The sequence below is a fragment of the uncultured Tyzzerella sp. genome, assembly GCF_963558545.1.
Taxonomy (GTDB): Bacteria; Bacillota; Clostridia; order Lachnospirales; family CAG-274; genus Tyzzerella.
Map to the genome: position 1 here is coordinate 53,392 of NZ_CAUWHO010000008.1, position 21,353 is coordinate 74,744.

Genomic DNA, 21,353 nt, shown 5'->3' on the forward strand with positions numbered 1-21,353 from the left:
GCCTATGTTTAAAACATAGGCAATTATTACTATTACACTAAGGCACATTTTACATACTAATTTTAAAAATATTTTCACAAAAGGATTGAAAAAATGGATTTACCTATAAAATATATAGAAAAAATGCAAAATCTTTTAAAAGATGATTTTGATAAATATATTAAAAGCTTTAAAGATAAAAACTATCAAGGGCTTAGAGCTAACACTTTAAAAATTAACCCTAGCGATTTAAAACACTTATTAAACTTTGATTTAGAGCCTATACCTTGGTGTAACACAGGCTTTTATTATGAAGATAATCGACCTGCTAAAAGCCCTTATTATAATGCTGGTTTGTTTTACATACAAGAGCCTAGCGCTATGTCTACTGGTGCTATGTTACCTATAGAAGAAAATGACAAAGTATTGGATATGTGTGCTGCTCCTGGTGGAAAAAGCACCCAAATAGCAGGCAAGCTAAACGGTACTGGTGTTTTAGTTACAAACGATATTAGTGCTACAAGGTGCAAGGCACTTCTTAAAAATATAGAAATAAGTGGAGTGTATAATGCTATCATAACTAATGAAACACCTAAAAATTTAGCCAAAAAGTTTAAAGGATACTTTAATAAAATAATAGTAGATGCTCCTTGCTCTGGAGAAGGTATGTTTAGAAAAGATAAAGAGGCTATAAAAAGCTGGGAAACACATAAGACAGACTTTTGTTGTAACCTTCAAAGAGAGATTTTATATTATGCTAAAGATATGCTAGATAATGGTGGTATAATAGCCTATTCTACTTGCACTTTTGCACCAGAAGAAAATGAACAAATGATAAATGAATTTTTATTACAAAATACAGATTTTGAACTTATAGATTTTGATAAATCATCTGGATTTGAAAATGGTAGAAAAGAATGGATAAACGAAAATAATATTGTGCCTGATATAGAAAAAACAGGGCGTCTTATGCCGTATAAAATAAAAGGAGAAGGTCATTTTTTAGCCCTACTTAGAAAAAAAGGAACACCACAAAATCAAGATATAGTTAAAATAAAACAAACTAACAAAAAAGAGCTTATAGATATGAAAATATTTTTTAAAGAAAATTTAAATATCCCTATGTATGAAAATATAGAAATACATAAAACAAGTGTGTTTTCTATACCTAACGGAATAGATTTAAGTGGTCTTAGAGTTGTAAGAAGTGGTTTTTATTTAGGTGAGCTAAAGACAAAACGTTTTGAGCCATCTCAAGCTTTTGCTATGGGGTTAAAAAAAGATGATGCAAAATATACAATTTCATTTAACATAAACGATGAAAACTTAACTAGATATTTAAAAGGAGAAAGCTTTCAAGTAGATACAAAAAAAGATGGTTGGCATCTTATTTGTATAGATAAGTACCCTATTGGTTGGGGTAAAGTACAAAAAGGCAGACTAAAAAATAAATATTTATCTGGTTGGAGAATTTAAGGAGATTAATATGGACTTTTTACCAATTTGTAAAGAAGATATGACAAAAAGAGGTTGGGACGAGCTTGACTTTATACTTGTTACTGGAGATGCTTATGTAGACCACCCCTCCTTTGGTGCTGCTATAATAGCTAGACTTTTAGAAAGTAAAGGCTTTAAAATAGGTATAATTGCTCAACCAAACTGGAAAAATACTGATGACTTTAAAAAATTAGGAAAACCTAGACTTGCGTTTTTAGTTACAGGTGGTAACATAGATTCTATGGTTAACCATTACAGCGTTGCTAAAAAAAGAAGAGAAAAAGATTTATACTCCCCTGGTGGTAAAAGTGGTCTTAGGCCAGATAGAGCAACAATAGTATATTGCCAAAAAATAAGAGAGGCTTTTAAAAATATACCTATTGCAATAGGTGGTATAGAGGCAAGCCTTAGAAGATTATCTCATTATGATTATTGGGATAACAAAGTAAGACGCTCTATTATTTTAGATTCTCAAGCAGATATACTAATGTTTGGTATGGGTGAGCATCAAATAGTTGAGCTTGCAGAAAGCCTAGATAGTGGTATACCAATAGAACAAATAACCTATATAAAAGGTACTGTTTATAAAACAAAAACATTAGAAAATATATATGAAGATTATATAATGCTACCTTCTTATAAAGAAGTATGTGAAGATAAAATTGTATATGCAAAAAGTTTTTTAAAACAATATGAAAATACAGACGCTGTTTTATCTAAAATGCTTATAGAACCTTATAACGATGTTTATGTTGTGCAAAACAAACCTACTATGCCTCTTACAACAAGCGAGTTTGATAACTCTTATAGCCTGCCATATATGAGGAGCTATCACCCTATTTATGAAAAAGATGGCGGTGTGCCTGCTATCGAAGAAGTTAAATTTAGCCTTATATCAAATCGTGGTTGCTTTGGTGGTTGCAATTTTTGTGCTTTAACGTTTCATCAAGGCAGAGTTGTGCAAGGACGTAGCCACCAATCTATTATTAGAGAGGCAGAAAAATTAGTATGGGAGCCAGATTTTAAAGGATATATCCACGATGTAGGAGGTCCTACTGCAAATTTTAGAGGCCCTGCCTGTGACAAACAATTTGATAAAGGTGCTTGCACTCATAAACAATGTCTTTTCCCAGAGCCTTGTAAAAAACTTAAAATAGACCATACAGATTATTTAAAACTTTTACAAAAACTTAGAAAAATACCAAAAGTAAAAAAAGTGTTTGTACGCTCTGGCATTAGATATGACTATCTTATACACGATAAAAATAATCAACAATTTTTTGAAGAATTATGTGAGCATCATATTAGTGGACAATTAAAAGTTGCTCCCGAGCATATATCTGATAAAGTTTTATCTAAAATGGGCAAACCATCTAAAAATGTTTACGAAAAATTTGTTAAAAAATACTACGATGTAAACCATCAGGTAGGAAAAGACCAATATCTTGTACCATATCTTATGAGTAGCCACCCTGGTAGTGATTTAGATGCTGCAATAGAGCTTGCCGAATATTTAAGAGATTTGGGATATATGCCAGAGCAAGTGCAAGATTTTTATCCTACTCCTATGACACTATCTACCTGTATGTACTATACAGAGCTAGACCCTAGAAATATGACTCCTGTTTATGTACCTAAAAATCCTCACGAAAAAGCTATGCAAAGAGCTCTAATGCAATATAGAATGCCTAAAAACTATGATTTAGTGCTAGAGGCTTTAAAAAAAGCTAACCGTATGGATTTAGTAGGTTTTGATAAACATTGTCTTATAAGACCTAGAAAAAGTGCTAGCGAAAAAGAGTTTTATAAGAAAAACTCTGTAACAAAAAATAAAAAATCTAAAGATTTAAAACAAAATTTAAAAAATAAAAAAACAATAAGAAACGTTCATAAAAAGAAAGGTAAATAAAATGATAGCTAATTATTTTATTATAGATGACTTTTTATTAAAACAATTAAATAATGCCAATATATACAACAAAATAGAATATATGCTAGATAATGATGATATTTACCCTTGTTGTGATATAGATACTATATGGAACGGACTTTATTTTCTTATATCTTCCAAAAAAGACCCTATTTATGATAAAGGTTTATTTGAAGATTATGCAAAAAGTGCTTTCATATTTGGCGATATAGTCTTTAACACAAAAGAATATATATCTTATATAAAAAAAGATGAACTATCTAAAATTATTGAAGAAATAGAAAAAATAAATATTAATGACTTTAATTTTGACCCAAAAATATTTGACCAAAATAAAATATTTCCTAATATGTGGCTTAAAGAAGATAAAGAGATTTTATTTGAAGAAATAGAAATGGCTTTTGATGAGCTAAAAAACTTTTTTATACAAGCAAACAACAAAAATAAAAATATACTAATTACTATTATGTAAATGGAGGATAAAAAAATGGAAAATTTACCAAATTGCCCAAAATGTAATTCTGAATATACTTATGAAGACGGTAACTTACTTATATGCCCAGAATGTGCATACGAATGGAATAAAGATATGGTAGAAGAAGAAAATGTTATAAAAGATGCTAACGGAAACGTATTAAATGACGGTGATAGCGTTATAGTTATAAAAGACTTAAAAGTTAAAGGTGCATCATCTTCTATAAAAGTTGGTACAAAGGTAAAAAATATACGTCTTATATATGATGCTCCTGATGACCACGATATAGATTGCAAAATAGACGGTTTTGGTGCTATGAAGCTAAAATCTTCTGTTGTTAAAAAAGCATAATTGGAGGTTTTAAAATGTTAACTGTTAATAATGTAACTTTAAGGCTTGGTAAAAGAGCTTTATTTGAAGATGTAAATATAAAATTTACACCTGGTAACTGCTATGGGCTTATCGGTGCTAATGGTGCTGGTAAATCTACCTTTTTAAAAATATTATCAGGGCAGATAGAGTCTACATCTGGTGATGTTGTAGTAGATAAAGGAGAGCGTATATCTTTTCTACAACAAGACCATTTTAAATATGACGAATTTATTGTATTAGATACTGTTATTATGGGTAACAAACGCCTTTATGAAATAATGAAAGAAAAAGATGCTATATATGCAAAAGAAGACTTTTCTGAAGAAGACGGCATTAAGGCTAGTGAACTTGAAGAAGAATTTGCAGATATGGACGGTTGGAACGCTGAGCCTGATGCTGCTAACCTTTTAAATGGTCTTGGTATATCTCCAGATTTACATTATAAATATCTAAAAGATTTAACAGGTCCTGAAAAAGTTAAAGTATTGCTTGCTCAAGCTCTTTTTGGTAAACCTGATATTTTACTACTAGATGAGCCTACAAACCATTTAGACCTTTTAGCTATAAACTGGCTTGAAGAGTTTTTAATAAATTTTGAAAATACCACAATTGTTGTATCTCACGATAGATACTTTTTAAACAAAGTTTGTACACATATAGCCGATATAGACTATTCTAAAATACAGCTCTATGCTGGTAACTATGACTTTTGGTACGAATCTAGCCAACTTTTAATAAGACAAATGAAAGATGCTAACCGTAAAAAAGAAGAAAAAATTAAAGAGCTTCAAGAGTTTATCCAACGTTTTAGTGCCAATGCCTCAAAATCTAAACAAGCAACATCTAGAAAAAAAGCTCTTGAAAAAATAGAATTAGATGAAATTAGACCATCTAGCAGAAAATATCCTTATATAGACTTTAAACCTAATAGAGATATAGGAAACGAAGTTTTAACAGTAACTAACCTATCTAAAACAATAGATGGTGTAAAAGTGTTAGACAATATATCTTTTATGTTATCTAGCGAAGATAAAGTTGCTTTTGTTGGCTCTAATGAAATAGCAAAAACTACCCTATTTAAAATTTTATCAGGTGAAATAGAAGCAGATGAAGGTGAATTTAAATGGGGCATAACTACATCTTTTGCATATTTTCCTAAAGACCATAATGAAGAATTTGAAAATGACTATTCAATAGTTGATTGGCTTATGCAATATTCTCCTGAAAAAGATACTACATTTGTAAGAGGGTTTTTAGGTAGAATGTTGTTTTCTGGTGAAGAAGCCCTTAAAAAAATAAATGTATTATCTGGTGGAGAAAAGGTGCGTTGTCTTTTTTCTAAAATGATGATGTCTGGTGCTAACATACTTATGTTTGATGAACCTACTAACCATTTAGATATGGAATCTATAACAGCTCTTAATAATGCTTTAATAAAGTTTCCTGGTGTAATTTTATTTTCATCTCAAGACCATCAAATAGTTCAAACTACTGCTAATAGAATTATGGAATTTACAGAAAATGGATTAATTGATAAAAAGACAACTTATGATGAATACTTAGAAGAAGATAAAGATGCTTTAAAACGACAAGTTTATAACGTTGTAACAGAGTAATACTTATAAATATGTAATATAAAAAGCTAAGTATAAAACTTAGCTTTGAGTTTGTAGACAAAGTCTACAAACTCTTCAAAAAAATAACAAGTTTATTTTTTTGAGATACTATAAGAAAAAGCCTATTTCTTCGTACAAGGGCTAAAGCCCCTAGAAATGTGGCTTTTACACAATCCAAGGCAAAGCCTCGTCTTGTGATTAAAATTTTTATACCCTATAAATAGGATATAAAAATGAAAAAAATTTACTTTAATATTATTTTGTTTAAAGTCTAAAAGCTAAGTATAAAACTTAGCTTTTTATATTATTAAAATTATAGTCTTTTTTATTAATTTTTGTACAAATAAAGTATAGATACCTACTTTAAATAATTTTTATCCAAAAGATTAATTATTAAGATGTAACACCCCTAGAGAACATTTTAAGCCTTCCAACAGCTTTATATCCCTGTACAACAACCTCTGCAACTGCACAGTACTTATCTACCCAAGTTAAAATATAGCTTTCTTTATATTTAGGAAATGATTGGGATAAAGGCCACATATGATTTACTATTGCATCTTTTTCTATCTCATTAAGCTCTGTTAATGCTTCAGCATTTTTAAGAGCTTCTTTTGGATGATGAAAAGCGTGATGTTGCTCTGTTTCTACTTTACGCCAATCATATAAATATAAATCGTGTAAAATACCTGCTCTAGCTACCGATTTATAATCTAACCCCCTTTTTTTAGCCCATAAAAAACTATAATAAGCAACATTTAAACTATGTTGTAGTCTACTAGTGTTACAATGTTGTACAAAATTATCTAGTTCTTTAACTTCATCTAAATGTATTATATCTTTAATACATTCCATAAACTCCTTTGCCAGCTCATCTTCATTGTTAGTTAACTTTCTTTTAGACCAAATAGCTTTCATAAAAAAATACCTTCTTCCATTTTTAATATATTATCTAGTTATCTAGTATGGTTTTATTATATCATAATTTAAATAAAAATAGTAATATATTTTTATAGTAATTTATACTAAATTTTTATCATATTATATAATAAGTTTTGTTTTATTTTTAAGGGGGATTTTTTTTGAAAAACACAAATACTATACAAACTTTAGAAAATGAAAATATTAATATTTTACAAAATGAGGAAAATAATATTGGATATTTAAAATTTGGTGTATTTGATATAACTGTTGCAAAACCATTAGAATCGGCTCAAATAGTTATAAGCAATGGAGATAAAAATATTACAACAATATTTACAAATGAATCTGGGCAGACATCTCCTATACCACTAGAAACACCACCGTTAGAATATTCATTAGAGCCAGGTAGCCCTATGCCATATAGCACATATAATGCTGTAATAACTGCTGATGGCTACGAAACGGAGGAAGTTGAAGGAATTCAAGTATATATTAATAACCAATCTATACAAAATATATATATGAAACCTATATCATTAGCAGATAAACCAAAAGAAGTAATTGTTATACCTCCACCTACTATATATGGAGATTATCCAGAAAAAATACCAGAAGCAGAAGAAAAAGAACTGCCAGATGAGTCTGGATTTATCGTTTTAGACAAGGTTGTTATCCCAGAATTTATAGTAGTACACGATGGCGACCCAAACGATAACACAGCACCTAATTATTGGGTACCTTATAAAGATTATATCAAAAATGTAGCATCAAGTGAAATCTTTTCCACTTGGCCAGATGCCGCTATAAGAGCAAATATTTTAGCTATAAATTCTTTTACATTAAATAGAGTTTATACAGAATGGTATAGGTCTAGAGGTAAAAACTTTACAATAACAAATTCTACAAGATTTGACCAATTTTTTGTACCAGATAGAAATATTTTTGAAGAAATAAGTATAGTAGTAGATGAAATGTTTACAACATATATTAAAAGGCCTAACCAAAGGCAACCTCTTTTAACTCAATATTGCGATGGAAACCGTGTAAGTTGTCCAAACTGGCTTAGCCAATGGGGTTCTAAAAATTTAGCAGAAAACGGATATAGTGCACTTCAAATTTTAAGATACTACTATGGAAATGATATATTTTTAGACAATGCAGAAAAGGTAAGTGGTATACCTTCTTCTTATCCAGGATTTCCTTTAGAGCTTGGCTCAAGTGGCGAAGATGTAAGAACTATACAAAATCAATTAAATTCTATCTCAAACAATTACCCTGCTATTAATAAACTTAGAGCAGACGGTATATTTGGAGACCAAACTAAAGCATCTGTTTTAACTTTCCAACAAATTTTTAATATGCCTGAATCTGGTATAGTAGATTTTTCTACTTGGTATGAAATATCTAAAGTTTTTGTGGCAGTAGAAAGAATAGCAGAATTATAACTTTTATTTTTAATTTAAAATATAAATTATATAGTAATCCAAGTAAATCTAAAATAAGAGTGTAAAATTACACTCTTATTTTAATCTATATAAACAAAAAAATAATTATAAATTGTTAAATAAATGGTATATTAAATATTTTATCTTTATTTTATAATCATTTTTTTGGAGCTTTATATTAATATACTATTATAAAGCTCCAAATGTTGATACAGTTTATATTATTTTATTATTTTTTTATCTATTTCTTCTTTTATATCTTGTAAAAATATATCTAATGATTTTGAGCCTAAATCTTCTCCACGACTTTTAATAGAAACTTCTCCCATTTCTTCTTCTTTTTCACCTATAACAAGTAAAAATGGTATCCTTTGAAGCCTAGCTTCTCTTATTTTGTATCCTATTTTTTCTGCTCTATAATCTGCCTCTGTTCTTATGCCATTATCTCTAAGCTTTTTAACAACACTTTCTGCATAATCGTGATATTTTTCAGATAAAGGTAAAACAATAGATTGAACAGGTGCAAGCCAAGTTGGGAAATTACCTGCATATTTTTCTATTAGCATAGCCAAAGTTCTTTCATAACAACCAATAGATGTCCTGTGTATAATAATAGGATTTTTCTTTTCTCCATCTTTATCTACATAAGTCATATTAAATAGTTTACCTTGTAAAAAGTCTATTTGTACTGTTATAATAGTATCTTCTTTACCGTGAACATTTTTAAATTGTATATCTAATTTAGGTCCGTAAAAAGCTGCCTCACCTTCTGCTTCTGTAAAATTAAGACCTATTTCATTTAAAAGCTCACGCATAACATTTTGAGTTTCTTCCCATTGTTCTGGAGTACCCTCGTATTTCTCTTTATTGTTAGGGTCCCATTTAGAAAATCTATAACTAACATCTCCTTGTATACCAAAAGTATTCATCATAAAGTTTATTAAATCTACTGCACCTTTAAATTCTTCACCTAATTGCTCTTTTGTACAAACAATATGCCCTTCTGATATAGTAAACTGACGTACCCTTATAAGTCCGTGCATTTCTCCAGAAGACTCATTTCTAAAAAGTGTAGATGTTTCTGCATATCTAATTGGCAAATCTCTATAACTATGTTGCTCTGCATTATATACAGTATATTGGAACGGACAAGTCATTGGCCTAAGAGCAAACACTTCCGAATCATTTTCTTCATCACCCAAAACAAACATACCATCTTTATAATGTTGCCAATGACCTGATATTTTATATAAATCATTTTTAGCCATTAAAGGAGTTTTTGTAAGTTTGTATCCTCTTTTTTCTTCTTCGTCTTCTACAAATCGTTGTAAAGTTTGTACTATCTTAGCACCCTTAGGCATTAAAAGTGGTAATCCTTGTCCTATATCTTCAGATGTTGTAAATATACCAAGTTCTCTACCAAGACGGTTATGGTCTCTTTTTTTAGCCTCTTCTCTCTGCTCTAGATATGATTCTAGCTCACTAGCTTTAGGAAATGCTGTTGCATATATTCTTGACAACATTTTATTTTTTTCGCTACCTTTCCAATATGCACCAGAAGAGCCTGATTCATTTAATATTTTAATAGCTTTTAAATATTTTGTACTTAAAAGATGTGGGCCTGCACAAAGGTCTACAAAATCTCCTTGTTTATAAAAGCTAATAATTGCATCTTGTGGTAAATCATTTATAAGCTCTACTTTATAAGGCTCGTCATTTTCTTCCATTAATTTTAAAGCATCTTCTCTTGATAATTCAAATCTTTCTATTTTTAAATCTTCTTTTACTATTTTTTTCATTTCTTTTTCTATTTCCGCCAGTTCTTCAGCAGAAAATGGTTCTCTATCAAAATCGTAGTAAAAACCTTCATCTGTTGCAGGGCCTATTGCAAGCTTAGAATTAGGATATAATCTTTTAACAGCCTGTGCTAATATGTGAGAACCTGTATGTCTAAAGGCTTTTTTCCCTTCTTCTGTATCAAAAGTTAAAAGGCTTAAAGAACAGTCATCTTGTATAGGTGTTCTTATATCCATTACCTCTCCATCAACAAGACCTGCAAATGTATTTCTTGCTAGCCCTTCACTTATATTTTTTGCTATTTCAAGTATACTTATACCTTTTTCATATTGTTTTATACTTCCATCTTTTAAAGTAATATTTATCATAATATTCCTCCTTTTATTTAATAATTAGACTAAAAAATCCCATTTTCCATAAAGGAAAATGGGACGTAAAATACGTGGTTCCACCCAAATTTATAGTTAAAAACTATTTCTCTAAAAGCCTTTAACGGAGCAACCCGTGCTTTATTAGAGCCAATACTCAAAGGTAGTCTTCGTTTACTTTTAGTTAAGATACTTACAGCCAATGGTATCTCTCTCTAAAAACATCAAAATAAACTACTGTCCTTATCTCAAATTTAAAATATACAATATTATAACATTAAAAATAATATTAGTCAAATATTCTGCCTTTTTTAGATAAATCTCTTTGTTTTTCAAAAATATACCTAGATAAATCTTCAACATATTTTTCAGATATATTTTCTAGCCTACATCTATAAGAGTACTTAAATTCTTCATCAGTACTTATCTTTTCTTTATATATTATACTTCCTATAGCTACTACAAATATACCTTCCACATTTATTAAAATTTTTATATATTTTCCTTTTTCTAGATTTTCATTACTAAAAAATTTAATACCACCATTACTTATATCAAAAGTTCTACCCTTAGATAATAAAATATCTGTATCTTTTAATGTTTCATCGCTAGCATCTTCTACAATATCAAATTCAAAATCTAAGCCTATCCTTAGCCTATAACTTGATCTTCTTTGTATTTTTTCCATTTTTTTTAGTAGTTTAATCTTTATTAATGGAATTTGTTCTTTTTTATCATAAGATAATACTTTGATAGTACTTTTTAATATTCCCTCTTTAGTCTTAAATATTATAAAATATTCCGTATTGTGAGATAACTTTACAATACTTCCATTTGATATAGGTGCTAATATAGTAATTTCTTCATCATTTAAAACATCATTTAATCTAGATTTATGTGTGTTTACCAGGTTTTTATCGCTAATCTGACCTATTTCTACCGGTATTCCTGGTTTTAAATTTATTACTCCTATCTCCTTTTTTTCTTTTTTCTTTTTAAATAAATCCATACTTAACCCTTCTTTTTATTTTATAAAATTTATTTATCACTTTAAAATAAAATTATCCCTTTTATAATCATTTTAATATATATTTATAAAAAGCCTACTTTCTTTTTAACTTTTCTTAAAGTTTTATTTGCCATATAATCTGCTTTTTTAGCCCCATTTTTAATAACTTCTTCTAAAAATACTTTGTCTGATAATATATTTTTAAATCTTTCTTGTATAGGTCTTATTTCTTCTACAACAACTTCTGCAACTGCTTCTTTAAAAGCACCATATCCAAACCCATTAAAATATTTTTCAGCATCTTCTACTGTTTTATTAGTTATAGCACAGTATATACCTAATAAATTTTTTATACCAGGTTTATCATCTCTGTAAACTATTTGGTTGTCAGAATCTGTTACACTTCTTTTTATTTTATTAGCAATAGTTTTTAAATCATCTAATAAATAAATAACATTATTTTCATTATCTACATCAGATTTACTCATTTTTTTAGTAGGATTTTGTAACCCCATTATTTTTGCTCCAATTTTTGGAATGTACATTTCTGGTATTGTAAATACATCTCCATATATATTATTAAATCTTATAGCAATATCTCTAGCAAGCTCTAAATGTTGTCTTTGGTCTTCACCTACCGGAACAACAGAGGTTTGGTATAATAAAATATCTGCTGCCTGTAAAATTGGGTAGTTAAAAAGACCATTTGGTATATTTACCCCTTGTTTTTGAGATTTATCCTTAAATTGTGTCATTCTTGATAGTTCTCCCATATATGAATAACAGTTTAATATCCAAGCAAGCTCTGCGTGTGCTGATACATTAGATTGTATATATATAGTATTTTTTTCACTATCAAATCCTGATGCTAAATAGAGTGCTAATAATTCTTTAGTGTATTTTCTAAGCATAGCTGGGTCTTGTCTAACAGTTATAGCGTGTAAATCTGCTATAAAGTATATACAATCATATTCTTCTTGTAGGCTACTCCAGTTTTTAAAAGCTCCTAAATAATTACCTAATGTAGGTTTTCCAGATGGTTGCATACCACTAAGCAAAACTTTTTTGTTTTCTGTCATAATAACTCCCCCTCCTTAATATTTATCGTATAGCTAAGCTGTTGTCAAAATGTATAGTTTTATCTTTTAGGTTAACCCTTATAAATTGTTTTTCCCTATCTATTTCTAATGACTTAAACTCACCTTTAATAAACTGCCTTTTTATATATTCTACCCCATCTAATGTTGCTTTAAATTGATATAAATTATTGTTACCATTATTAAATGTCAACACATATATCATATCTTTATTGATAAGGATATTTTCTCCCATACCTAAATATACTCCGCTATATAAAGGTTTTCCTATATCGTATAGATTAATATAAGATATAAGCGTATATTTTTTATCTTTCATATCTGGGAAATAAAATATTTTATCTAAGTCAAATCTTTTTTCTGTAATTTCTTTTCCTATGTTGTTTTCATAAACATATTCGGCAAAATATGGCTGTTTATCTTTATATTTATCAACATCTATTTTAGATATAATATATAAGTTATTATCATCTATAACAGTTTTATATAAATCTCCATTATTTTCTATAATTTCCATTGTCTTAATATTTTGCCTATCAGATATGTTGTATATAATAGTTTTTGTATTATTGTCTAAGTATGTTATAACAAATCTATCATCTGTTATTTTTATATCTTTTATGTTATTATTTAGCTTTTCTACTTTAAAACTAAATATCTCTTTATTATCTTTTGTAACAAAATATACTTCTATAAAACCTTCTGTGGCATAAATATTATAATTATTAGTTTTTTCAATAATTACTGGTTTATTTTCCTTTAATTTTTCTTCTATATTTTCTGTATTAATTAAATGTGGCTCTATATTTTGTATATCTACTGAATTTTTTAATAAATATTTTAAATTATCTTGATTACCTATTATAGGTAAATGTTTTACTTGTTTTTCTAGTTCCTGTAAAATATCTATTTCTTCTATTGGGTCAAATAAATTTTCTATATTACTTATAATTATTAAATCATTATTATAAAATACTTCTTTATCAAAAATATCAGCAAAACTTCTAAGTGGAATATAAAACCTATCGTTTATTATTTTAGCTTCTTCATCTACATCTATAGTTTCTTCCTTTATATTATCTATAACGTGTATACTTGTCCCATAGTTTGAAAAAATAATTGCTTTATTATCTAATCTTATAATTGTTTCTTTAGTCTTCGTAGAAAAGCTAATATTAGCTCCAAAAGCTGTTTCTAAAAATTTTACTGGCATATACACTTTACCGCCATCTATAATAGGTACCAATGTAGAATCTTTTTCATCTATTAAAAACTGCTTTTCATTTATAATAACAACGGGGCTATTTATAGCTGATACAACCGAATTTTTAAGCTTATCTTCTGCTGTTATCTCGCTAGGTAAAGGTTCTATTGCATTAATTTTTTTAGATGATACTTGAAATAGCAATACTAAACAAAGAATTAAAAAATAAACAATTAATATATTTAAAATAATTTTACTTTTCATAAAATGCCTCCATAAAGCTTTTTATAGCAATTACTATATATTTTAGCATATTTTTATTTAATTTTCAATTATTTTTTAAAGGTTTATACATTATATTTTGTTGAAATATGTCATATTTTGATAAAAAAATTAAATTTAGTATATAGTATAATTATTAAATAAAAACTATAAAAGAAAAATTTAAATGTTTACTTTTTATACTTAATTAAAAATAAACATTATTTTATATAGTAAAATATAAAAAATAGTATTATATTAATAATTATACATATAATAAAAGATTTTATATAACTTTTTATATCTATTTGTATATTTTTATTTTTGTAATAATTTATAGCTTTATATGATATGTAAAAGATTAAAATAATATTTACCATATTTTCTAAAAAGTAGTTGTTAAATATACTAACTATCCCTTGGTTATAAAAAAATATTGCACTTGTAAATCCAATAAAAAATCCTTTATTAAATATTACTAAATATATGAAAATATCTCCAAAATGTATAAATGCTAAAAACCATATAAAAATCAAATATTTAGTGTCTTTTAAAAATATACCTATCAAAGTTATTGCATCTATGCTATTATTATCATCATTTGTATGCAGTATAAAACTATTTACAAACATATCTAATTTTTTAATGCTACTTTCTGGTATAAAACAAAAAAATATTGCACCCAAAAGACTTCCTAAAAACATAAAAGCCATTATATATTTTAAATAGTTTTCTTTTTTCCTATAATACTTTTTTTTTATGTATCTCATATAAATTCTCCTTTTATACTAAGAAAAAATAACATTATTTATAAGTTCTGCTAAAATCTCCATTGCATTATACATTTCTTCCTTTGTATTATTTTGTGCACCTGCCTCTATAAGCATAGTTTTAGGCTTTAAATGTAGGCTATATCTATAAGGTTTTATATATATTTTTCTTGTAAACCCTGGATATTTTTCCGTAGCTTCTTTTTGCATATTAAAGCTAAGCGCAAGATTTGTATATATATTGGGATTTGGTAAATTTGATATATTATTTAATTTTCCATTTTCCATTATTCTTGATATCCCATTAAAAAACATTATTTTAGCTGTAGGCTTTCCATTTATATTTTCTACAAGGCGTGTATTTTCGTTTACACCATCTCTATGTAAATCTATAACTAGTTCTATTGATGGATTTTCCTCCAAAACCTTTTGTATTACAGGCTCCATTCTTTCATATGCACCGTTTCTTTGTAATCTGCCATTTATAGTATCAAAAGATGATTCTGTTATATGTAATGTTTTTATACCATACTCTTCTTCTAAAAGATTAGCAAGCCTTGTTCCAACCCCTACAATACCTTCATTTATATCATTTTCATTACTATCTTTAAACATTTCGTGTGGATGTGTATGAAAAATTAAAACTTTAGGTTCACTTTGGCTTTTTTCTATTTTTAAATCTGTATTTATAAATTTATTAACATCAAAATAATCTTTAGACATACCTGTTTTTGCATCTACCACATAAAATTTTTGCCTTAAATAATCTAAATCATTAAGCTTATCTGTATCTATATTATCACTATTAATTTGTGTACTTTTCTCAACCTCTTCATCTGTTTTTTCGTGCTCATAAGATATATCATCAAGCCCTAAAATCTCTATATCGCCTATTTCCTCATTTTCTTTATTTTCTATATTAGACACTGCTATATAATCATCTTTTTTAAATATATCTTTTACATCTTCATTTATTTTATATCCAGACAAAGTATCATACAACATAATTTCTCCAAATGCAACTTCGTTTATATTAAAAAATAAAATTATTACTAATATTATACTTATGGCTATACCAACAGCTACTTTTTCACAAAATTTTTCTATCTTCTTGTCCATAATTTTTCTCCTTAATAAGCATAGTAAAATATAGATTATAAAAATATATTATAAAAAATAAAAAAATATCACAGTTATATAAAAATAATTGTGATATTTTTTATAGTTTTATTAGACTATTAATTTATAACGTTCTAAAATACTTATAAGCTTTCTACCCATAGGTAACAATATTAAATCTTCTCGTTTAAAGCCACCTATAATAGCTAAAATAAACAAATACACTAACATAGATATAATTATACTAATTATAGTAGATATAGCATTATTTTGGCTAATATAAAAAGCTCCTTTATAAGAAAAATAACAAAATACACCCATAACAATAGAAGCTATCATAGGCCTAAATAATATTCCATTATAATCTGGTCTTATTTTTGTAGCCTGTTTTAATGCCCTAAAATTTAATAAAGAAGCAATTATATAACATACTGTTGTACTAATAATAGCCCCTATAACATTTATACTAGGTATAGATATTAAAAAATAGTTTATAGGTATTTTTATAATAGAGCCTATAAAAGCATTTTTTGCAGGTGTTGTCATTTTACCAATACCTTGTAAAATACCTGTTATTATCTGACAAAGTGCTAAAAATATTATACTTAAAGCTCCCCATTTTAAAAGACTACCACCATCAGAATAATTAGGAAATAATAAAAGAAGTATTTCATCTGCCAATACACCCATACCAACAGCAGCAGGTATAGATACTATCATAGTAAGCCTTAGGCTAACATCTATTTTTCTTCTTACAGTTTTAATATCTTTTTGTACCATACTACTAGCTATGCTAGGTAAAACAGCTGTTGCAAGAGCTGTTGATATAGAAACAGGAAGTGTAGTAAGAGTTACGTATTTACCTGTAAGTTGTCCATATAAAGCTGTTACCTGACTATCTGTAAAAGATTTAGATGCTACTAACCTAGTATTTACCATTTGCATATCTATAAGATTTGTCATACTAAAAATAGCAGTACCAGCAATAATAGGCGCAGCTGTTTTTATTATTTTTATAGCTATCTCTTTATTAGTTTCTATTCTATATTTATGAGTTCTTTTAGCTAATTTTCTATTTATATATCTTTTTCTATTTAAAAATACAATAAGAATATATATAAGTCCTGCTAATGCACCTATACCTGTACCCATAGTGCCACCAGCTGCACCTAAAGGCAAACTTATACCTACTAATAAATAAGCTAAATAGATACTAAAAATAGCATTAAATATTTGCTCTATAACTTGTGATAAGGCAGTAGGTACCGTTGTTCCAAGTCCCTGAAAATATCCTCTAAAAACAGACATAACAGATACTATAAATACCGTTGGAGAAAGTGTAAGTATAGTATAATAGCTATCTGGACTACTTATTATACGACAAAAAAACCTAGCAGATACAAACATAATTAAAGCAAATATTAAACCTAATGTTGATGATAATATAAGAGATATTTTAAATGTTTTTTTTACATTTCTATATTCTTCTAAAGCTACCTTTTCAGATACTATTTTAGATATGGCAGCAGGTAGTCCTGCTGAGCTCATAACAAGGAAAAAATTATATAAATAAAATCCAGCGCTATATATACCATTACCTTCATCTCCAAGCATATTAGTTAAAGGTAATCTATATAAAAACCCTAATAATCTAACTAAAAGACTAGCCACTGCAAGTATGGCTGCTTGTTTAATAAATTTTGTTTTGCTCAACAAGATACCCCCTTAGTAGATTCTTAACAAAATTATTTTAAAAGACTTTCATCTATATTCTCTGCATCTGCCCATATTCTTTCTATATTATAAAATTCTCTATCTTCTTCATTAAATAGATGTACCACTATATCATTAAAATCTAATAAAATCCAACTTTTTGTTTGTGTACCCTCGCTATGAGTTTTTTGTACATTACATTTCTTGTGTAATTCTTCTTCTACTGCATCTGCCATAGCTCTTAACTGGCTAGAATTGTTAGCACTAGCTATAACAAAATAGTCTGCAATAGGAGATACACTAGATATATCTATTACTTTTATGTCTATGCCCATTTTATCATCTAATGCTTTATATGCCACTTTTACTGATTCAAAAATCTGTTCTTTATTCATTTTATACCTCCTAAATTTTTATAATAATTGTATGCCTCTATGCTTAAAGGGTGTATTAACCTACCCTTTTTAGAGTTAAATTCTATTGTACTATTTAATATATATGCCATAGCCTTATCCAAATCTTTATATGCAAGCTCCCTAGCCATATCCACCCCTTCAAAATAAACTCTCGTAGGCTCTATATAATCTGCTATATAAATTATTTTTTCAAGGCTAGACATATTTTCTCTACCAGTAGTATGGTATTTTATACTATTTAATATATCTTCATCTTGTATGTTGTAAACATCTTTTGCTACATAATACCCTAAAAAACTATGTGCCAAGTCTGGTTGTTTCTGTAAAACATCGTCTAACTTAAAATTATACTTTTTGCTAGTCTCATATATTTTAGGTAAAGGAAAGCATTTACAACAATCGTGTATAAGCCCTGCTAAAAAAGCTTTTTCTTTATCTATGTTATGTTCTATGGCAAGTCTTTTAGCCTCTTTTGCAACCTGTATAGAATGTTTAAATCTTTTTTCTATAAGGTTTTCTTTTAATTTATTTATTTTATTTTGGTATTTTCCAAAAAAATCTGTATTATATAAATTATTATTATAGATATATTCTTCTACTCTTTTAGGTAACAAATAAGTAACTGTTTTTTCTTGTTCTATCCTTTTTCTTATATTGGTAGAAGATATTTCAAGCATTGGAGTTTCACAAAAATATATTTTATCTTTATAATTTTTTATTAAGCTTTCTGTATGCTCATCTAAAATATAGTTAGGTCTTGTTGTAACAATAAATTTACATAAATCAAAAATTGCATCTGGTTGTTTCCAACTATACACTTGATTTATTGTATCCGTGCCTGTTATAAAATAAATTTCTACATCTTGGTTACATATAGCTTTTATCTCTCTTAATGTATCTATCGTATATGTTGTTTCGTCCCTGTTAATTTCTATATCTGATATAAAAAAATTAGGGTTATCTTCTATTGCAAGCTTTACCATATTGTACCTATGCATAGCACTAGCTATATTTATATCTTTTTTATGTGGTGGCTCTCCTGTTGGTATAAACACTACTTTATCTAAATTATATTTTTCTAAAACATAATTACTTGATAAAAGGTGTGCATAATGTATAGGATTAAATGTACCTCCCATAATACCTAATTTTTTTATATTTTTAAAATAATCCATAAAAAATTCACTCCAAGCTATATATAAAATCTCCATAAAAAGTCTTTAGCTTCTTCTGCATAGTCTATATTTATTCTTTTACCTGTTTTTATAAGGCTTGTATCAAAATCTTTATTATTTAATATGTATATTTCATTAGATAATATACTTTTTTCGTTAAAATATTTATCTATATTAAGCCCTTTACAAAGCTTGCCAGGTCCATTTAAAAAGTTTTTCTTTTGATAAGTGCTAAGCTCATTATAAGGCTTATTGTATCTTAATATGCTTAGCTTTTCTATATTTTCTATTGGCTCTGCCCCTCTTATTAAAACAGCCGAAGGCTTATTTATGGCATCGGTAATAACATTAAAACAGTAGTACATACCATATATTAAATATACATATATAGTACCACCCTTTAAATAAAAAGTTTTTGTTCTTTCTGTTATTTTCCCACCATAAGCGTGGCAAGCTTTGTCTATATCTCCCAAGTAACTTTCTGTTTCTGTTATTTTTACTATTATTCTTTCATTGCCTAGCTCTCTAACAAGATATTTACCAATTAGTTCTCTACCAACTGTTAGTGCATCTCTTGTAAAAAAATCTTCTGTAAGTCTATCCATAGCTAAGAAAGTTTTTCTATACCTTTTTTTATTCTTTCTAAAGTTTCTTCTTTGCCAAATATCTCTGCCATTTCACTAGCTCCACAAGGAGAAGATGCTTTGCCAGATAAAGCTGTTCTAATAGGCCATAAAACTATACCATTTTTTACTTCCATTTTAGATACTAAGTCCATCATAGCACTATATATGCTATCATTATCCCAATTTTCTAAACTTTCAAAAATAGGTAATATATTTTTAAGCACTTGTAAAGATATAGCCTCGTCTGTTTTCATTTTTTTATGGATATAAAGCTCTGTGTTATAATCTGGTAATTCTTCAATAAAATCTACTAAATCTGTTATTTCATTTATAGTACCTATTCTGGTTTTTATATGCTCTGCTATTTTTTTAAGGTTATAAGGTTTTGTTATAATATTTTTTAAAACAGGCTCTGACATTTCAAAAAATCTATCAAAATCCATTTTTTTAATATACTCGCCATTAAGCCAAGTAAGTTTTACTATATCAAATATAGCAGGAGATTTGCTAAGCCCTTTTATATCAAAATTTTGTATAAGCTCATCTAATGTAAATATTTCTTGATTATTAGATGGAGACCAACCTAAAAGAGCAATATAGTTTACTATTGCCTCTGGTAAATATCCCTTTTCTATTAAATCTTGAAAAGATGCGTCACCATTTCTTTTAGATAATTTTTCTGTTTGATTTTTCATAACAGGTGGTAAGTGAATATAAGTAGGTATATCCCAACCAAAAGCATCATATAAAAGATTATATTTTGGTGTAGAAGACAAGTATTCAGAACCTCTAACAACGTGTGTTATATTCATTAAATGGTCATCTATAACATTTGCAAAATTATAAGTAGGTAACCCATCTGATTTTATTAGTATTTGGTCTTCCATTTCGTCATTTTCTACTGTTATCTCTCCATACACTTCATCTACAAAAGTAGTTTTACCTTCTTTTATTTTTTGTCTAATAACAAAAGGTAGATTTTGTTTTAATTTTTCTTCTATTTCTTCTTTAGATAGTGATAAACAATGTCTATCATATTTAGCTATACCATCGTTTCCTTTTAAAGTATCAAGCCTTTCTTTATCACAAAAACAATAGTATGCTTCGCCTTTTGCTACTAATTGTTTAGCATATTCTAAATAATTGTTTTTTCTTTCACTTTGTATATATGGGCCATATTCTCCACCAATGTCTGGACCTTCATCGTGGTTAATACCCGCCATTTTAAGTGTTTTATAAATAATGTCTGTTGCACCTTCTACTAATCTTCCTTGGTCTGTATCTTCTATACGAAGTATAAATTTACCATTATTAACTTTTGCTATTAAATATTCATAAAGAGCCGTTCTAAGATTTCCTATATGCATATACCCAGTAGGACTAGGTGCAAATCTTGTTCTAACCATAGTATCCTCCATTTTATATTAATTCATTTATTATTCAATATATCATAACATTTTTATCAAAAAAAATCAACATTTATATCAAACTTTGTACTTAAAAACAGGTATTCCTAAATATTTTTTCCATAAAAATTAATATAAAAACACATATATAATT

Annotated in this window: 18 protein-coding genes and 1 other annotated feature; of the genes, 6 read left to right on the forward strand and 12 right to left on the reverse strand. The window is 27.7% G+C overall.

Annotated features, from left to right (window positions below; all coding sequences use genetic code 11):
• Positions 1-93 precede the first annotated feature (93 nt).
• Genes R5Z65_RS01960 through R5Z65_RS01980 form a run of 5 tightly spaced genes read left to right on the forward strand, consistent with a single transcriptional unit; the run spans position 94 to position 5,869 of the window.
• A complete protein-coding gene (locus R5Z65_RS01960) occupies positions 94-1,455 on the forward strand; it encodes an RsmB/NOP family class I SAM-dependent RNA methyltransferase (RefSeq protein ID WP_317366726.1) in 1,362 nt (453 codons plus the stop codon).
• 4 nt (positions 1,456-1,459) lie between these two features.
• Positions 1,460-3,385, forward strand: coding sequence for a YgiQ family radical SAM protein (locus tag R5Z65_RS01965; RefSeq protein ID WP_317366751.1), 1,926 nt, complete (start codon positions 1,460-1,462; stop codon positions 3,383-3,385).
• A 1-nt stretch (position 3,386) separates the two neighbouring features.
• The gene (locus R5Z65_RS01970) at positions 3,387-3,878 is read left to right on the forward strand and encodes a DUF1877 family protein (protein ID WP_317366727.1); all 492 of its coding nucleotides are present in this window, start codon (positions 3,387-3,389) and stop codon (positions 3,876-3,878) included.
• 15 nt (positions 3,879-3,893) lie between these two features.
• Positions 3,894-4,232, forward strand: coding sequence for a zinc ribbon domain-containing protein YjdM (locus tag R5Z65_RS01975; protein WP_317366729.1), 339 nt, complete (start codon positions 3,894-3,896; stop codon positions 4,230-4,232).
• Between the two features lie 14 nt (positions 4,233-4,246).
• A complete protein-coding gene (locus tag R5Z65_RS01980; RefSeq protein ID WP_317366731.1) occupies positions 4,247-5,869 on the forward strand; it encodes an ATP-binding cassette domain-containing protein in 1,623 nt (540 codons plus the stop codon).
• A 393-nt stretch (positions 5,870-6,262) separates the two neighbouring features.
• Here the strand turns inward: R5Z65_RS01980 and R5Z65_RS01985 are convergent, their stop codons facing one another.
• Entirely contained in the window at positions 6,263-6,787 is a 525-nt protein-coding gene (locus R5Z65_RS01985; protein ID WP_317366732.1) for an HD domain-containing protein, read from the reverse strand.
• 164 nt (positions 6,788-6,951) lie between these two features.
• Between R5Z65_RS01985 and R5Z65_RS01990 the strand changes: the two genes are divergently transcribed.
• Complete coding sequence (locus R5Z65_RS01990) at positions 6,952-8,238, forward strand: peptidoglycan-binding protein (protein WP_317366734.1); 1,287 nt, start codon at positions 6,952-6,954, stop codon at positions 8,236-8,238.
• Positions 8,239-8,459: 221 nt separating this feature from the next.
• Here R5Z65_RS01990 and thrS read toward each other — a convergent pair whose 3' ends face one another.
• The 11 genes from thrS to gltX form a co-directional block, all read right to left on the reverse strand.
• The gene (gene thrS / locus R5Z65_RS01995; RefSeq protein WP_317366736.1) at positions 8,460-10,403 is read right to left on the reverse strand and encodes a threonine--tRNA ligase; all 1,944 of its coding nucleotides are present in this window, start codon (positions 10,401-10,403) and stop codon (positions 8,460-8,462) included.
• 56 nt (positions 10,404-10,459) lie between these two features.
• Positions 10,460-10,662: a binding site (T-box leader), on the reverse strand.
• Between the two features lie 30 nt (positions 10,663-10,692).
• The gene (locus R5Z65_RS02000) at positions 10,693-11,412 is read right to left on the reverse strand and encodes a flagellar brake domain-containing protein (RefSeq protein WP_317366737.1); all 720 of its coding nucleotides are present in this window, start codon (positions 11,410-11,412) and stop codon (positions 10,693-10,695) included.
• A gap of 83 nt (positions 11,413-11,495) precedes the next feature.
• Entirely contained in the window at positions 11,496-12,491 is a 996-nt protein-coding gene (gene trpS / locus R5Z65_RS02005; RefSeq protein ID WP_317366738.1) for a tryptophan--tRNA ligase, read from the reverse strand.
• 22 nt (positions 12,492-12,513) lie between these two features.
• On the reverse strand, positions 12,514-13,977 hold the full coding sequence (locus R5Z65_RS02010) for a stalk domain-containing protein (RefSeq protein WP_317366739.1): 1,464 nt from the start codon (positions 13,975-13,977) through the stop codon (positions 12,514-12,516).
• Positions 13,978-14,195: 218 nt separating this feature from the next.
• Positions 14,196-14,744 (reverse strand): hypothetical protein, encoded by a 549-nt coding sequence (locus R5Z65_RS02015; protein ID WP_317366741.1) that lies wholly within the window; start codon positions 14,742-14,744, stop codon positions 14,196-14,198.
• Between the two features lie 18 nt (positions 14,745-14,762).
• Positions 14,763-15,863, reverse strand: coding sequence for a stage II sporulation protein P (spoIIP, locus tag R5Z65_RS02020; protein ID WP_317366742.1), 1,101 nt, complete (start codon positions 15,861-15,863; stop codon positions 14,763-14,765).
• Positions 15,864-15,974: 111 nt separating this feature from the next.
• Positions 15,975-17,576, reverse strand: coding sequence for a polysaccharide biosynthesis protein (locus R5Z65_RS02025; protein WP_317366743.1), 1,602 nt, complete (start codon positions 17,574-17,576; stop codon positions 15,975-15,977).
• Between the two features lie 32 nt (positions 17,577-17,608).
• A complete protein-coding gene (rsfS, locus tag R5Z65_RS02030) occupies positions 17,609-17,971 on the reverse strand; it encodes a ribosome silencing factor (RefSeq protein WP_317366744.1) in 363 nt (120 codons plus the stop codon).
• The gene (nadD, locus tag R5Z65_RS02035; RefSeq protein WP_317366745.1) at positions 17,968-19,203 is read right to left on the reverse strand and encodes a nicotinate-nucleotide adenylyltransferase; all 1,236 of its coding nucleotides are present in this window, start codon (positions 19,201-19,203) and stop codon (positions 17,968-17,970) included. Before nadD ends, rsfS begins: the two co-directional genes overlap by 4 nt.
• Positions 19,185-19,772, reverse strand: coding sequence for a DNA-3-methyladenine glycosylase (locus R5Z65_RS02040; RefSeq protein ID WP_317366746.1), 588 nt, complete (start codon positions 19,770-19,772; stop codon positions 19,185-19,187). The genes nadD and R5Z65_RS02040 overlap by 19 nt, the downstream gene beginning before the upstream one ends.
• A 2-nt stretch (positions 19,773-19,774) precedes the next feature.
• Complete coding sequence (gltX, locus tag R5Z65_RS02045; RefSeq protein ID WP_331677994.1) at positions 19,775-21,199, reverse strand: glutamate--tRNA ligase; 1,425 nt, start codon at positions 21,197-21,199, stop codon at positions 19,775-19,777.
• Positions 21,200-21,353 lie beyond the last annotated feature (154 nt).